Source organism: Planococcus halocryophilus, from assembly GCF_001687585.2.
In the GTDB taxonomy this organism is placed as follows: Bacteria; Bacillota; Bacilli; order Bacillales_A; family Planococcaceae; genus Planococcus; species Planococcus halocryophilus.
Window position 1 is genome coordinate 993188 of the sequence record NZ_CP016537.2, and the last position, 15357, is coordinate 1008544.

Below are 15357 nucleotides of genomic sequence, written 5' to 3' on the forward strand. Positions count from 1 at the left end.
GAATGGTTCTCTATGGATACTTAGTTTGCGCTAACTGAGAGCATATTGTTTTCAGCATATTTTAATGCCGCACTACCTAATACTTTTGCAGCAATCAATAATGCGCGTTCGTCAATATCGAATTTTGGATAGTGATGTGGATAAGCTTCTGTGCTTTCTGGCACATGTAAAGAAAAAAGTTCTTTTAATTTGCTGAAGATAATAAGAGAAATCTTCGCCGCCCATGACGGGTTCTGTTTCTCTCACGTTTGTTACACCAAGTACAGCAGAGGCAAGAGCTGCAACAAAATTTGTTTCAGCTTCATGAGTGACGGTTGTTGTATAGCCGCGGGATTAAGTGTATTCATAATCTGCACCAGAAACGAGGCAAGTTCCTTTAATAACACGGTCAATTTCTTTTTCGATGTATTTTGCTGTTTCGACTTCTTCAAAAGACAGTTCAGGGTACTCATGGAGAAATCGTCGAATATCGACTATTTCTTTATATAATTCGTTAAGTTTATTAAATGATTGCTCCACAACATAACCTCCTTTGAAATAATATTCTAATTTTATCATAATTATTCATATGCAACTATAAGGATTTATACGGAATACAAAAAATATTCAGATATATAAACTATAATATATGGAGAAAAGCTAGTTCTGTATCAACAGATGGCTAGATAGATGTTATGATAGTCTGAATAATAACTTAATTTATTGTCATTTTGTAGTTGAAAAGAGGGACAATGATGCAAGCGAAAAATTGGTATGGAATAGATACGGTTGACTTACTAGAAGTATTAGAAACAGATGCAGAAGTTGGACTTAGCGAAGAAATGGCGGCAAAGCGTCATGAGGAATATGGAGCGAATGAACTGCCAGAACCTAAAAGAGAGCCTAAGCTGATCAAGTTTTTTAAACATTTTAATGATGTATTAATCTATGTATTACTTGCAGCTGCAGTAATTACGTTATTGTTAGGTCATTTAATAGATACGGCAGTGATTTTAATGGTAGTTGTAATCAATGCAGTTATTGGTTATATCCAACAAAGCAAAGCGGAAAAGGCATTGGAAAGTATTAGAAAGATGCTGTCATTAAAAGCGATAGTACTACGGGATTCAGTTAGAAGAGAAGTGCGCTCTGCGGAACTGGTACCTGGAGATCTAGTGGTGCTGTCTGCCGGTGAAAAAAACTCAGCAGATATTCGAATTTTGAAGGCTGCCAATTTAAAAGTGGAAGAGTCCTCTTTGACAGGTGAATCGGAAGCAGTGGGAAAAAAATCAGCAGTATTGCCAAATGATACGGTATTGGGTGATCGACTAAACATGGTGTTTGCAGGAACAACGATAGCCGCTGGTTCAGGAATAGGAGTAGTTGTTGCCATTGGATCAGCTACAGAGCTTGGGCAAATTAGCTCATCAATAGAAGAAGTCGATCGATTACAGACGCCATTATTAAAACAAACAGCAGCTTTTGGTAAAGTAATATCTTTGACCATTATCATTAGCTCTTTTGTCATATTCGCCATTGGTTATTTGTTTCATGATTATGCAACAGCTGAATTACTGCTGGCGATTATTGGACTAGCGGTAGCGGCGATTCCAGAAGGCCTACCAGCTGTTCTATCAATCATTTTGGCGATTGGAGTGCAGCGCATGGCAGGACAAAATGCCATTGTCCGCAATTTACCTTCTGTTGAAACTCTAGGAGCCGTTACGGTAATTTGTTCGGATAAAACAGGGACATTGACTAAAAATGAAATGACCGTTACTTCGGTGATATTAGAAGAAAAAGAATTAACTGTAACGGGAACTGGTTATGCACCAGTTGGATCGATTTTTTACAATAAACACCCGGTTAATCTTGTAGAATATCCAGATTTCAAGGAGTTTCTCACAGCTGTTAAAACGGTCAATGAAGCTCATTTGAGATGTGATGAGAAAGGAAATTGGGTCATTAGTGGAGATGCTACGGAAGGTTGCCTTATTACGCTAGCTGAAAAAATGAATGAAGAGATTCAAAGATTACCAATCTTATCGAAAATTCCTTTTGATTCGGATTATAAGTACATGGCAGCGCTAGTAGAAAAAGAGCAGAGTAAATGGATTTATGTGAAAGGTGCACCTGAAAGTTTATTGGGAATGACCGATTTGTCAACTTCTTATGGAGAAGGGGCTTACTGGCACGAAAAGATGTTTCAACATGCCAATAAAGGCGAGCGGTTGATTGCAGTTGCAACAAAGCAAGTTAGATCTTCTACTGGCTTTATTGATCATGAAGATATGGAATCGGGATTTAGGTTAATCGGTCTGGCAGGAATCATTGATCCTCCAAGGGAAGAAGTTATAGAGGCGATTCAACAATGTCGCAAGGCGGGTATTATCGTGAAAATGATTACGGGTGATCATAAAGATACAGCAGTCGCCATAGGTGCTCAAATGGGAATTGGTGATGGGATACGTGTTCTTGAAGGGAAAGATTTAGATCGAATGGATGACAAGGAGCTAGCACAGGCAGCAGTAAATTACGACGTCTTTGCTCGTACCAGCCCAAACAATAAGTTGCAGTTGGTCAAAGCATTACAAGCCGAACAGCATATTTGTGCCATGACTGGAGATGGTGTCAACGATGCGCCAGCGCTTAAACGTGCGGACATTGGTGTAGCGATGGGGATAAAAGGGACGGAAGTATCTAAGGAAGCAGCTGGAATGGTTTTAGTAGACGATAATTTTAGCACGATTGTGAATGCGGTCAAAGAAGGCAGGCGCGTTTATGATAATTTGAAAAAGACCATTCTGTTCATTTTGCCGACAAATATGTCAGAAGGCGCTTTGATTTTTGTTAGTATTTTGTTTGGTACAGCAATGCCTTTAACAACAGTTCAAATCCTTTGGGTTAATATGATTTCCGCGGTTACCATCTCCTTGGCCATTGCTTTTGAAAAATTGGAACCGGGTGCTATGGAGCGGCCACCAAGAAAGCCAAATTCCAAATTGCTGAGCCCTTATTATATTTTTCGAATCTTTTTTGTTTCAATCATCATTTGTGGTGGAATTCTATTAATGAATATACTTTTGACCGAACAGCAAATAGATCCATCTATTGTTAATACGATGACGTTACAAGCATTGGTAATGGTTCAGTTGATGTATCTATTCAATTGTCGCAGTGAGACCGAGTTTGCATTAAACCGAAATTTTTTCTCGAATAAAATTGCGTTCATTGTCTCCATCATTTTAATTGCTGTGCAGCTTACGGTGACCTATACGCCATTTATGAATCTCTTACTTGGAACCGTTCCATTGCAAGCAGTGGATTGGATATGGCCATTAACGATTGGTGTTTTGGTATTTGTTATTGTGGAATTTGAAAAATGGATTGTTCGTCATATTAAAAAATCATAAGGAGTTTCGTTAACTTATGATGCATTGCCATTGTCTTTTTTGTAGAAAGAAGGAGGATAATATGGATCGTGTCATTCAAAAAATAACGACGAATTTATGGTTTGATATGAATGCTGAACAAGCAGTAGAGTTCTATACGTCGGTTTTCAATAACTCGAAAGTCGGACGAGTAACATATTATAGTGGTGTAGGTAATGAAAATCATCGTCTCAATGCAGGAAAAGTCATGACAATCGAGTTTCAGATTGAAGGTCAGGAGTTTTTAGCTCTAAATGGGAGCCCAGCGTTTCAATATACCGAAGCAATTTCGTTCATCATCAATTGCGAATCTCAAGAGGAAGTGGATTATTATTGGGATAAATTAACCCAAGGCAGTGATGAAAAAACGCAAATGTGTGGCTGGTTAACGGATCGGTTTGGAATTACTTGGCAAGTAATTCCAGTCGAATTAAATAATATGCTGATTGATGGTGAAGCAAAAAAAGTAGAACGATTAACAAATGCATTACTGAAAATGAAGAAATTAGATTTAAATGAATTGCGTAGGGCGTATGAATAATAGTGGAGAGCAGTGACTGTTCCTGCCTTATGGATTTCATAAGGTGGGATTTTTTACATTAGGGATCTTGAGTTTTTCAAATCAAAGTTTTGAACTTCGTATACGAAATGTGTAAGCTAAAACATATTCGGTAATTTTGCAGTATAAAGGAGAATTTGATGAAAGATATACATAGTGATATTTTAGAATTTAGAGGCAGCCATTATGATTTTGGTATGAGGCAAGGGGAACTTTTAAAAGATAGTGTGATATTGGATAATCGGAGAAAGCAATGGAAAGCGAAAAGACCAAGATTTGAAATAAACGTGCAGGAAACAGAAGAGGCTTATCGTGAGTTTGCGCCAAGAATATGGGACGAATTATTGGGACTACAAGAGAGTCTTGGTTTGCCGATGGAAGAAGTGATACGTGACTTTGGTGGTTACCGAATTGACGCGATGCCTTCTGGCTGCTCGATTGTGACTGGAAAAGATTTTATGGTTCGGAATTATGATTTCCACCCTCAAACGTACGAAGGACGCTTTAGTTTGTTTCATCCGACTGATGGAGGATATGCCATTATCGGACCAACATCACGGATTCTTGGACGGATGGATGGGATGAATGAGAAAGGTTTGGCGATGGGCTATAATTTTACGCACCGGAAAAAGCCTGGAGAGGGCTTTGTTTGTTATTTGATTGGGCGTATTATTTTAGAAACTTGTGCTACGGTAAATGAGGCAGTAGAACTACTGACGAAAATTCCTCACCGAGGATCATTTAGTTATATTGTGACAGATACCAGTGGAGAAACACGTATTATTGAAGCAAGCCCACGTGCAGTTGATGTTCGAATCGGGAATGTTTGTACCAATCATTTCGAAATTCAACAGCACGAAAACCGTAATTATTTGAAAGACTCGTTTGATCGATTAATAGCGGTTCAAACTCAAGAACAGCAAACAAAAGATGTGATGAGTGCGTTCCGTTTATTTAACGACACGGACAAAGGTGTTTTTTCAACCCTTTATAAAAGCTGGGCAGGAACGATTCATACATCTGCCTATTTACCGAAAGAAAAAAAGGTTTGGTTTGCGCTTGGCGGAAATCAACAACCGTTTGTTTTTGACTTTAATAGCTGGTTGCAAGGAGAAGATTTAGCTATTCAATCGATACATGGAGAGGTAGACACCGATATTGGTTTTGCGCATGTTGATAAACAATTTGTGTAGAATAAAAAACAAGAGTCAGCTAAATGCTGGCTCTTGTTTTTTAAAGTTCTGCCATATGAACAAATGGCAGATGTGTATCTATTTTTCCATTAATTCGTTTGGCATATAAGCGTTCACCTTGCAGCCATTTATCAAAATCTAGCATCAGCGGTAGGCGATCTGGACCGATAGCAAATCCAACTTTTAAGCTATGTTGGAAGTAAGAAGCGGTGTGAAGAGTGCCTGAAGCTGTGCTGTACTTTTTCGAAAAGACCCCTTTATCCGAGTCATTTAGTAGACGAAAAGCATTGTATGCATCGATTTTTTTATGTTGTTGCAACATCATCTGTTCTCTTCTGCGGGAGTCATCGGTTTGGTAGCGATTTTCTTCAACTAATAACTCGAAATGATTAGTAGAAACAGCCGATTCACGAACGACGACAGAACGAGGCGATGCTTCGACTACTACTGATTTTCCGGTACGGTCTAATAGTACGTAACTAAAAGAGCGGCGATGAGGCAGTTCTTCTAGCAACGCCACAGCGTCATCAATAGTCGCACAGTTTTCTAAAATCAAACGGCCGATCATATTACAGATAAACCCATCTTCTGAGTTGCGGCGATTAATGAAGTTATAGCCCATGACTAAGCCTTTTTCGTTCATCCCATCAGTGCGCCCGGTAATTTGCATGGTCGGTCCAATCGTCGCAAAACCTCCATCAGTAGGTTGATACAAAGCAAGTCGACCTTCATACCCTTGTGGTGAACTATCGTAATTACGTACCATAAATTCAGACTCGGTATAAATTGAGCAGCCGCTTCGGGTGTATTCCAAATAATAGCCACCGAATTCTCGAATCGCCTCATGCATCGACCAGTCGAGAGAGTCGGCTAAGCCATTAATTTCTTCCCATACTCTTGGAGCTAAGGTTAATAATATATTTTTTGCGCGTTGTTCATCAATAATTAAATGGCGGCTAGAAGCTTTTCTTTGCTTTTGGCGGTTTGGAAGTATCAATGATTCTTTTAGCAATTCTCCTTGCATCCGACCAAATTCATAATGGCTTCCGCGAAACTGAACAATATCGCTATGCACTCGTTTCATGTAAGAATCCCTCTTTTACTTTTCAATGTAAGAAGAGTTTACTGCAATCATGCAGGAATGGAAAAGAATATGCCTAACGGAGAAAACATGGAGATATAAGTAGGAGGTTTCGAGAAATCGGGGGAAAAAAAGCGGATGCATATTTTTGAGCATTCGCTTTTTTATTTAGTTTATTACACTACATAAATTTCAGCGTCTCCGCCGTTAATGCCAGTGAACATATTTGAAGCAGCGGTGAGAAGCTGCAAAGCTGTGTCTTTTGCCATTGATGGACGTAGATAGAAGATATGTACTGCATTTTTTGTCTGTTCCGTAACAGCTGTCCGTTTAGAATCCACATAAGGGCTGCCAAACGCGCCTTGAGCATCTTTGGATACAAGAATGCCAGTTAAGGTGTTGATGCGATTATTCAAGCCTTCGTAGCGGTCTGCGTTAGTCCCGACTGCAATTTCAATATCGCCTTCAACTTTATCGGCGTCATATAAACCAAGCGGAATTTCGTATTGCAGCGACAAAAAGCTATTCATGTCGACAGCAGAATCGACAACTGATAAATAATTTTGCTTTTTGATACGGCGGTATAAGGCTTCAGCAGATGGGCGGTAACGGCTAGGGTCAGCACCTAATGCTTTCCAAATTAATTGCCATTCGAGCAGGCCAGGAAAATCTGTGAACTCTTTATCTTCCAACTCGAAGTATAATTGCTCTTGAAAAAGCTGGAGACGGCCTTTTAACATTTGAGGTGAATCGGAAACGGTGATATTGTTATAATGAATGACACCAATTTTAAAGTCACTTAGTGTTTCTTTTATTTGAGGATCGATTGTCAGTTTCATTGCAATCTTCCTTTCATTAGGAGTTTTTATTATCGTATCATAGAATTGAGTGAGGGGTTACGACATGAATCTTGATCAATTTCAAAAAGAACTTGTTGCGTATGCCTCGGACATCGGAATTGATAAAATCGGTTTTGCTTCGGCAGAACCTTTTTATAGCTTAAAGCATCAATTGATTCGCCAGCAACAGTTAAATTACCAGTCTGGATTTGAAGAATCAGACGTCGAAAAACGCACACGACCTGAATTATTATTAAACGAAGCGGTTAGCATTATTTCCATCGCTATCGCTTATCCATCACGGATGACGGATGCCCCACAAGGCGTTAAAGGTGAGCGGCGAGGGATTTTCTCGCGGTCTTCTTGGGGCAAAGACTACCATGCGGCACTTAGAGAGAGGCTGGCGCTGTTAGAAGCGTTTATCGCGTCGCGTTATCCAGAAGCGCGAATGCGGTCAATGGTGGATACCGGTGAGCTGTCTGACCGTGCAGTAGCGGAACGTGCTGGAATTGGCTGGAGTGCCAAAAATACCAATATTATTACGCCGGAATTTGGTTCGTATGTGTATTTAGGTGAAATGATAACCAATATTCCGTTTCGGTTTGATGAACCGATGGAAGATCAATGCGGCGATTGTCGTTTGTGCATTGATAGCTGTCCGACTGGGGCGATAGTCGAAGGTGGGCAATTAAACGCTCAGCGCTGCATTTCGTTTTTGACGCAAACAAAAGGATTTTTGCCAGAGGAGTTTCGTGGTAAAATTGGTAACCGGTTGTATGGTTGTGACACGTGTCAAACGGTGTGTCCAAAAAACAAACGTAAAGCCAATCAAATCCATGCGGAATTTGAACCGGACCCCGAAATTGCCAAACCGTTATTGTTGCCATTATTAACGATTTCCAACAGGGAATTCAAGGATAAGTTTGGTTATGTGTCCGGATCGTGGCGAGGCAAAAAGCCGATTCAGCGAAATGCCATTTTGGCGTTAGCGCATTTTAAAGAAACGGCTGCTGTGCCTGTGTTGATTCAGTTGCTCGAAAGTGATGAGCGGCCAGTCATACGAGGAACCGCGGCATGGGCGATTGGTAAAATTGGAACAGCAGAAGGTTTAGTTGCTTTGCAGCAAGCAGAAAAAAGTGAGAAAGAAGAAGAAGTGCAAGAAGAAATTCAAAAAGGATTGGCATTTTTTGCTGAAAGATCGAAAGGATAAGTGAAAGATTTGGCTATTCATATTGTATTATACCAACCGCTGATTCCAGCAAATACAGGAAATATTGCGCGTTCATGCGCAGGAACAGGTGTGAAATTGCACTTGATACGTCCGCTAGGCTTTTCAACAGACGATAAAATGCTAAAACGCGCTGGACTTGATTATTGGGAGCATATTGATATTCATTATTATGATGGATTGCAAGAATTGTTTGACCGATACAAAAACGGAGCGTTTTACTATATTACGAAGTTCGGTGCAAAGACACATACTTCTTATGATTATTCCGATAGAGAAAAAGATCATTTCTTTGTATTTGGACAAGAAACAAAAGGGTTGCCAGAAGAATTGATCGAGCAAAATCCGGATCATTGCTTGCGGATTCCGATGAACGACAATATCCGTTCGCTCAATCTGTCAAATACGGCAGCTATTTTAATGTACGAAGCGTTACGCCAACAAGATTATCCAGGGTTAGAATAAAAAAAGGACAGCGGATTCCGCTGTCCTTTTACACTATTCTCTTTCGTTTGTTCCAGGCTTGTCATCGTATCCAGCAGTAAAAAGAGCTACTAAGAACGAAACACAAACACCTAAAATAAGGATTAAGTTCATAAGAATGACCTCCTTGAAATGTGCATCTTTGTTTAGTATAGCTTACAAGCGGGAAAAATGAAATATACAACATGGATTGAAATGTGGAGAATTTCTGACGGTCTGCAAAAAATGAAACCTTTTCCGCGTTCAATCGTATAAAGAAGACAAGAACAGTTACAGAAAGGATGAATTTATATGAAAATGAAAATTTCTGTCGCATTGCTTTGGTTTACAGGACTTGCTGAAGCATTTCTTGCGATTCCGTTAATTGGTGGGGGCTTTGTCATTAGCACAGGTTACTCAGCTTTAGGCATCATGTTCGTGCTTCATGCAATTACGTTGTTCTTTTGCTTCCGTGAATATGCACCAAAAGCAGGATCGATTCTCGGAATTATTACTAGTACCATTGCTTGGATTCCAGGCGTAGGCTGGATATTCCACTTGATCACCGCAGTTGTTTTATTACTGTCAGCTACATTTACAAGAAATCGCGCATAACTAAAAAAACCGCCAAACGGCGGTTTTTTTATATCTATTCATCAATGAGGTGCGATTAACAGTTGAATGGCAAACAAGATAGCAAAGATATAAAGAATCGGATGGACAGATTTACCTTTTCCTTTAAAAACTTTCATCAGTGGATAAGAAATAAATCCGAAAGCAATACCCGTCGCAATACTAGAGGTTAATGGCATAGCAAGGACAATCAAAAACGCGGGAAAAGCTTCGTCGAATTTTTCCCATTCAATTTGTTTAACAGAGCCAATCATTAAACTCCCAACTATAATTAGGGCTGGTGCTGTGATGGCTGCGACACTTGATAAAGAGCCAACCAAAGGCCCGAAAAATGCTGCAATAATAAACAAAATAGCGACTGTTAAACTTGTCAAACCAGTACGTCCTCCAGCTGCCACACCTGCAGAAGATTCTACATAAGCAGAAGTTGGGCTTGTCCCAACCATTGCACCTGCTGTAGCGGCAATCGAATCAGCTAACAAAGCTTGTCGCATTCTCGGCATTTTATTGTCTTTCATAAGACCGGCTTGCTTAGCAACGCCGATCATGGTCCCGGTAGTATCAAATAAAGTAACAAGTAAGAATGAAAAGACAACACCATATAAGCCGAATTCAATAACTAATTGAAGAGCTTCTAAAGGATTCCAAATAAGGATACCTTCGGGTAAAGAAGGAAGCTTCATCAATCCTGCATTGAATTTTAATTGACCTGTAAAAAACGCAACGATACCAGTAATAATCATGCCGTAAAAAATACCACCGTGAATGTTTAAGGACATAAAAATGACGGTAATGAGTAATCCAAGCAAAGTTAAGGAGACTGGGGGAGACGTTAGATCACCTAATCCGACCAAATTGGCATCATTAGCCACAATCAATCCACTCAGTCTCATCCCGATAAAAGCGATAAATAAACCAATTCCCGCTGTGATTGCATGTTTTAAGTTTTCTGGAATGGCTTGAATCAATACTTTTCTCAAAGAAGTTAATGACAGTATAACAAAAATAAGACCTGCGACAAAAACCGCTGCAAAAGCAGTTACATAGTCGATGGCACCGTCTGAACCGAGAACCATCGAAGTGAAATAAGCGTTCAAGCCCATGCCTGGTGCGATGGCGATAGGGTAATTAGCAGCTAACGCCATCCACAAAGTTCCGATGGCAGCGGCGATAATGGTAGCCAGAAATACTTGGTCAAACGGTACACCCGCTGCCCCTAAAATAACGGGATTGACAATCACGATATAAGCCATTGTTAAGAAAGTCGTCATACCGGCAGTGATTTCAGTCTTTATCGTGGTATTATTTTCTTTTAAATGAAACATAGAAAGCTCCTCCTAAAACACGAACGATTTTAAACAACATGATATATATTATTCGTTTTAATGAGATAGTGCAAGAGCTGGAATCAAAATCCTAAAAGTCGAATTAATCTAATATTATTTGTACAATAGAAACAAGAAAGGATGATGATAGATGGACTTAACGATCAACTCAACAAAAAAATTACATAATGGAGTCGAAATGCCGCGCTTTGGTCTTGGCGTTTACAAAATGACCGATAAAGAAGCGGCAGTCGAAGCGATGATCACAGCGATTGGAGAAGGCTATAAAGCGATTGACACGGCGACTATTTACGATAACGAAGCAGAGGTAGGAGAAGCGGTTCGAAATTCTGGCGTGAAGCGTGAAGACTTATTTATCACATCAAAAGTTTGGAATACCGACCAAGGTTATGACGAAACATTGCGTGCATTTGAAGCATCACTAAAGCGTCTAGACTTTGATTATTTAGATCTTTATTTGACTCATTGGGCGATTGAAGGAAAGTACGTAGATACGTATCGCGCGATTCAGCGTCTTTACGATGAGAAATTAGTTCGTTCAATCGGCGTTTCGAATCACCATGAGCACCATCTAGAGAAAATTTTAGCAACAGCTAATACCAAACCAATGGTCAATCAAATTGAATTGCATCCACAGTTGACGCAAGTTCCGTTGCGGAATTATTGTGAGGAAAATGATATTGCCGTAACTTCGTGGTCGCCACTTGCAAGAGGCCGTCTATTAGAAGACCCGGTATTATCGAAAATCGCAAAACAACATAACAAGTCAATTGCACAAGTGATTATTCGCTGGCATTTGCAAAGTGATTTGATTGTTATTCCAAAATCAGTGAAGCCCTCACGTATTCAAGAAAATGCGCACGTATTCGATTTTTCATTAACGCAAGAAGAAATGAAGATGATTGATGAGCTAAACCAAGATTGGCGGAGCGGAACAAACCCAGATGACATTACGGTTTAAAAATTTCTGTAGTGTAAGGTAACCTATAAAAGGCTGATTTCCACTGCAGCGGACGCTTTCCCGCGGAAGTCGCCGCTTCCATTTCAATCAGCCAGTCTATTAAAAAAAGCTATCCCGAAATGACATTTCGGGATAGCTTTTCATTATCTTGCGGTATCTTCAACCACTACTTTTTCATTGGTGAAAGGGTGGATGAACGACATGCGGAATGCGTGTAAATGATAAGCGCCGTCTTGTGTTGGCGGTCCGTCGTATAATGTGTCTCCAACAATCGGATGACCGATATGAGAAAGGTGTGTACGGATTTGATGTGTGCGTCCTGTTTCAAGTGTTAAATGAAGCAAAGATTTGCCTTCCATTAATTTTAACACGCGGTAATGAGTGACAGCACTTTGGCCTGTTTGTGAAACCATACGACGCGTTGGGTGATGGCGATCACGACCAATTGCGAAATCAATTGTGCCAGATTTATTGTGAACTTTGCCTTTTACAACAGCTTCGTAATCACGCACTAATTGTTTTTGTTCTAACATGCGGTCTAAGACGTTTTTAGCGACAGGGTGTTTAGCAACCATCAACAAGCCAGAAGTTCCTTGGTCTAAGCGGTGTACATGCTCACCATATGATCCGCCGTTGCGGATTATGTGGCCAAGAATAGCATTGATAAACGTGTCTGTTTGCCCTACTTCGTTCGGGTGTGTCGCCATGCCTTTTGGTTTGCGAGCCACGATAAAGTGGTCGTCTTCAAAAAGTACAGGTAGCTCAACATCGTGCTTTGGTTCGTAAGGTGAGTCTGCGGGAGGCAAGTCAAATTGCAAGACAGTTCCTTTTGGTAATGGCTCTTTCCAAATTACTTCTTGGAATTTATCATTTTTTACGCTTTTGGCCATACGCATTTGATGGACTACTTTCTTGCCAAGACCCCATTCAGTTCTTAGTAATTCTTCTACGGTCATACCTTCGTCTTTAATTTCGTAACTCCACGTCATTTGATTTCCTCCATAAAAAAGGATCATGCGCAAGGCACATGATCCTTTTGTCAGTTATTTTTTAACTACATCATTGAAAAATAGTTCAATATTTTCTTTCGGCTGTGCGCCGACCCAGCGCGAAACTTCTTTACCGTCTTCATAATGAACCAAAGTTGGTGTTGCTTCAATCTGGTATGGTGCAGCTTCTTCTTCATACTCTAACAGATTATACTGCAACACGTCTACATCCATATCTTCAGCAACTGGCATCAAGATAGGTGTCGTTTCTTTGCAATAGCCACATAGTGGGCTGTAAAAATAAACTGTAGTTGGCTCACCGCTAGCAATTTTCTTTTCTAAATCGGCAGGCAAAATGAGATTCTGATAATTCTCATCATCTAATTGGTCAATGGTTGCTTGGTTTAAATCGTCTGTATCATAAGGGTTATTCGCCAATTTACTGTCGTTCGCTTGGTTGGTTAATAAAATAATCCCTGCGAAAACAACAACGACGATTCCTGCGATGATTAACAATTTTTTCATTTTACTTTTCCTCCTTAAGGGTCTTCAATAAATAAATGCTCATTCCAGCAATTAAAATAAATGCGGTCAATGCTAAAAAAGGAATGGTGATAAAGCCAAAGAGATTGATGTATTCTCCGGTACATGGAACGAGTCCACATGAAGGTGCCGTGTCCGCTAAGAAATCAAGTTTTTGCAAGCTATAGTGGTAAATGGAGATTCCACCACCAATAATTGATAAAACCAATGCAGTCGTTGCAATTCGAACATTTTTCTGGACAAAAGCGACGCCGAGAACAATAACAAGTGGATACATGAATATGCGTTGAATCCAGCAAAGTTCGCACGGAGCATAGCCGCGAATTTCAGAAAAATAAAGTGAACCTGCCGTAGCAATAAGCGCTACAATCCACATGGAGAGCAAAACATTTTCCTGGCGTTTAGTCATTTTGTGGCCCCTCTTTTCAAAAATTGTTTCCATAGAATTATAATTGTAATCAGGAGACATGTAAAATAATATCAACCTGAGCGACTATCCGATATAATAAAGTATGAAACTTTTGTGAAGGAGAGCTGTGCTGTGTCAGAACAATTCGATTTATCCCATTTTGAAAAAAGCATGATCATTCGCGAAATGACTTATGCCGATATAAATCCCATCTTGGAAATGCAGCGTTTATGCTTTCCCGGTATGGATCCATGGAAAGAAGAACAATTAAGAAGTCATTTAGGCGTTTTTCCACAAGGCCAGCTTGTAGCTGAGCTAGATGGCACAGTGATTGGTTCATGTTCAAGTTTACTTATTAACTTTGACGAATACGATGACCGCCATACATGGGATGATGTAACAGATGCTGGTTACATAACAAATCATAATCCCGATGGTTATAATATGTATGGAATTGAAGTAATGGTCCATCCAGAATACCGCCGGATGAAAGTCGGACAACGTTTATACGAAGCTCGCAAAGAGCTAGCACGCGAATTAAACTTAAAATCGATTATCATCGGTGGACGCATTCCAAATTACCATAAACATGCGGATGAAATGTCTCCACGTGAGTATGTAGATTCTGTTTCACGTCATAAAATTTATGATCCTGTTTTAACATTCCAGTTAATGAACAACTTCCAATTGATGCGCATTAATCCGAACTACTTGCAAGATGATGTAGCGTCAGGCAAATACGCAACCTTAATGGAATGGAATAACGTTGATTACAAACCGATTTCTAAACGTCATTTTAAAACAAGTTTACCGGTTCGTATTTGTGTTGTGCAGTATTTAATGCGTGCCATCACATCATTCGATGACTTGGCTAACCAAGTTGAATATTTTGTAGATGTTGCATCAGATGCACATTCAGATTTTGTCGTATTCCCTGAAATTTTCACGACGCAGTTAATGTCGTTCTTGAACGAGCCATCGCCAAGTCAAGCTGTACGTAAACTGACAGAGTACACGCCACAATATATCGAGTTGTTTACAGACTTAGCAGTCCGTTACAACATCAATATTATTGGCGGTTCTCATTTCGTTAAAGAAGAAGACGATGAAATTTACAACATTGCTTATTTATTCCGCCGTGACGGTTCGATCGACAAGCAATACAAAATTCATATCACCCCAAATGAGCGTAAATGGTGGGGGATTTCTGCAGGAGATTCTGTTCGCGTTTTCGATACGGATTGTGGGAAAATCGCTATCCAAATTTGTTACGATATCGAATTCCCAGAACTGGCACGTATTGCGACAGACATGGGCGCCAATATTATTTTCACGCCGTTCTGTACAGAAGATCGTCAAGGCTATTTACGTGTTCGTTATTGCGCACAAGCACGTGCTGTGGAAAACCAAATTTACACCGTTATTTCTGGTACGGTTGGCAACTTGCCACAAACTGAAAATATGGACATCCAATATGCACAGTCCGGTATTTTTGCACCATCCGATTTCGAGTTTGCGCGTGACGGTATTGTCGGAGAAACCAATCCAAACCTTGAAATGGTCTTGATTGGGGATGTCGATTTAGAAATCTTGCGTCGTCAACGTCAAAACGGTACGGTTAAGCAATTAAAAGACCGCCGTCACGATGTTTATCGTGTAGAATATAAAAAAGATTAAAGACAACCGCTTCCGAAAATGGAGGCG

16 protein-coding genes and 1 pseudogene are annotated in these 15357 nt (G+C 40.0%); 8 read left to right on the forward strand and 9 right to left on the reverse strand.

The features are described 5' to 3' along the window. Positions 1-20: 20 nt before the first annotated feature. The 3 genes and pseudogenes from BBI08_RS17260 to BBI08_RS17265 form a co-directional block, all read right to left on the reverse strand. The gene (locus tag BBI08_RS17260) at positions 21-164 is read right to left on the reverse strand and encodes a hypothetical protein (protein WP_008495967.1); all 144 of its coding nucleotides are present in this window, start codon (positions 162-164) and stop codon (positions 21-23) included. Continuing rightward, a pseudogene (locus BBI08_RS17390) lies at positions 112-270 on the reverse strand (hypothetical protein); the annotation flags it as partial. The gene BBI08_RS17260 and the pseudogene BBI08_RS17390, both read right to left, overlap by 53 nt. A gap of 63 nt (positions 271-333) precedes the next feature. Then, positions 334-519, reverse strand: a complete 186-nt coding sequence (locus tag BBI08_RS17265; RefSeq protein WP_008495968.1) for a hypothetical protein — start codon at positions 517-519, stop codon at positions 334-336. Positions 520-734: 215 nt separating this feature from the next. Here BBI08_RS17265 and BBI08_RS04915 point away from each other — a divergent pair, with 215 nt between their 5' ends. From BBI08_RS04915 to BBI08_RS04925, 3 genes are all read left to right on the forward strand, one after another. Then, positions 735-3392, forward strand: coding sequence for an HAD-IC family P-type ATPase (locus tag BBI08_RS04915; protein ID WP_040850208.1), 2658 nt, complete (start codon positions 735-737; stop codon positions 3390-3392). Positions 3393-3453: 61 nt separating this feature from the next. Beyond that, positions 3454-3951 (forward strand): VOC family protein, encoded by a 498-nt coding sequence (locus BBI08_RS04920; protein WP_008495970.1) that lies wholly within the window; start codon positions 3454-3456, stop codon positions 3949-3951. 158 nt (positions 3952-4109) lie between these two features. Then, entirely contained in the window at positions 4110-5162 is a 1053-nt protein-coding gene (locus BBI08_RS04925) for a C45 family autoproteolytic acyltransferase/hydrolase (protein WP_008495971.1), read from the forward strand. Between the two features lie 40 nt (positions 5163-5202). Here BBI08_RS04925 and BBI08_RS04930 read toward each other — a convergent pair whose 3' ends face one another. Continuing rightward, positions 5203-6246, reverse strand: coding sequence for a C45 family autoproteolytic acyltransferase/hydrolase (locus BBI08_RS04930; RefSeq protein ID WP_008495972.1), 1044 nt, complete (start codon positions 6244-6246; stop codon positions 5203-5205). A 173-nt stretch (positions 6247-6419) separates the two neighbouring features. After that, on the reverse strand, positions 6420-7082 hold the full coding sequence (locus BBI08_RS04935; RefSeq protein WP_008495973.1) for a B3/B4 domain-containing protein: 663 nt from the start codon (positions 7080-7082) through the stop codon (positions 6420-6422). A gap of 64 nt (positions 7083-7146) precedes the next feature. Here BBI08_RS04935 and queG point away from each other — a divergent pair, with 64 nt between their 5' ends. The 3 genes from queG (at position 7147) to BBI08_RS04950 (ending at position 9387) form a co-directional block, all read left to right on the forward strand. Further along, positions 7147-8292, forward strand: coding sequence for a tRNA epoxyqueuosine(34) reductase QueG (gene queG, locus BBI08_RS04940; protein ID WP_008495975.1), 1146 nt, complete (start codon positions 7147-7149; stop codon positions 8290-8292). A gap of 9 nt (positions 8293-8301) precedes the next feature. Then, positions 8302-8775: a tRNA (uridine(34)/cytosine(34)/5-carboxymethylaminomethyluridine(34)-2'-O)-methyltransferase TrmL gene (trmL, locus tag BBI08_RS04945; protein ID WP_040850237.1), complete on the forward strand. Its 474-nt coding sequence runs from the start codon at positions 8302-8304 to the stop codon at positions 8773-8775. Positions 8776-9084: 309 nt separating this feature from the next. Beyond that, the gene (locus BBI08_RS04950) at positions 9085-9387 is read left to right on the forward strand and encodes a hypothetical protein (RefSeq protein WP_008495977.1); all 303 of its coding nucleotides are present in this window, start codon (positions 9085-9087) and stop codon (positions 9385-9387) included. 41 nt (positions 9388-9428) lie between these two features. Here the strand turns inward: BBI08_RS04950 and BBI08_RS04955 are convergent, their stop codons facing one another. Further along, positions 9429-10730, reverse strand: a complete 1302-nt coding sequence (locus tag BBI08_RS04955) for an NCS2 family permease (RefSeq protein WP_008495978.1) — start codon at positions 10728-10730, stop codon at positions 9429-9431. A 151-nt stretch (positions 10731-10881) separates the two neighbouring features. Between BBI08_RS04955 and BBI08_RS04960 the strand changes: the two genes are divergently transcribed. Beyond that, entirely contained in the window at positions 10882-11712 is an 831-nt protein-coding gene (locus BBI08_RS04960; protein ID WP_065527804.1) for an aldo/keto reductase, read from the forward strand. Positions 11713-11855: 143 nt separating this feature from the next. On the opposite strand, the gene BBI08_RS04965 is transcribed toward BBI08_RS04960, so the two are convergent. The 3 genes from BBI08_RS04965 to BBI08_RS04975 are packed head-to-tail and all read right to left on the reverse strand — an operon-like array spanning position 11856 to position 13653. After that, positions 11856-12701 carry an RluA family pseudouridine synthase gene (locus tag BBI08_RS04965; protein ID WP_008495980.1) on the reverse strand — a complete coding sequence of 282 codons (846 nt, stop codon included), beginning with the start codon at positions 12699-12701 and terminating at the stop codon, positions 11856-11858. A gap of 54 nt (positions 12702-12755) precedes the next feature. Further along, positions 12756-13226 (reverse strand): thioredoxin family protein, encoded by a 471-nt coding sequence (locus tag BBI08_RS04970; protein WP_065527805.1) that lies wholly within the window; start codon positions 13224-13226, stop codon positions 12756-12758. A 1-nt stretch (position 13227) separates the two neighbouring features. Beyond that, positions 13228-13653, reverse strand: coding sequence for a disulfide oxidoreductase (locus BBI08_RS04975; protein ID WP_008495982.1), 426 nt, complete (start codon positions 13651-13653; stop codon positions 13228-13230). Positions 13654-13785: 132 nt separating this feature from the next. Between BBI08_RS04975 and BBI08_RS04980 the strand changes: the two genes are divergently transcribed. Then, complete coding sequence (locus BBI08_RS04980; RefSeq protein ID WP_008495983.1) at positions 13786-15330, forward strand: carbon-nitrogen hydrolase family protein; 1545 nt, start codon at positions 13786-13788, stop codon at positions 15328-15330. Positions 15331-15357 lie beyond the last annotated feature (27 nt).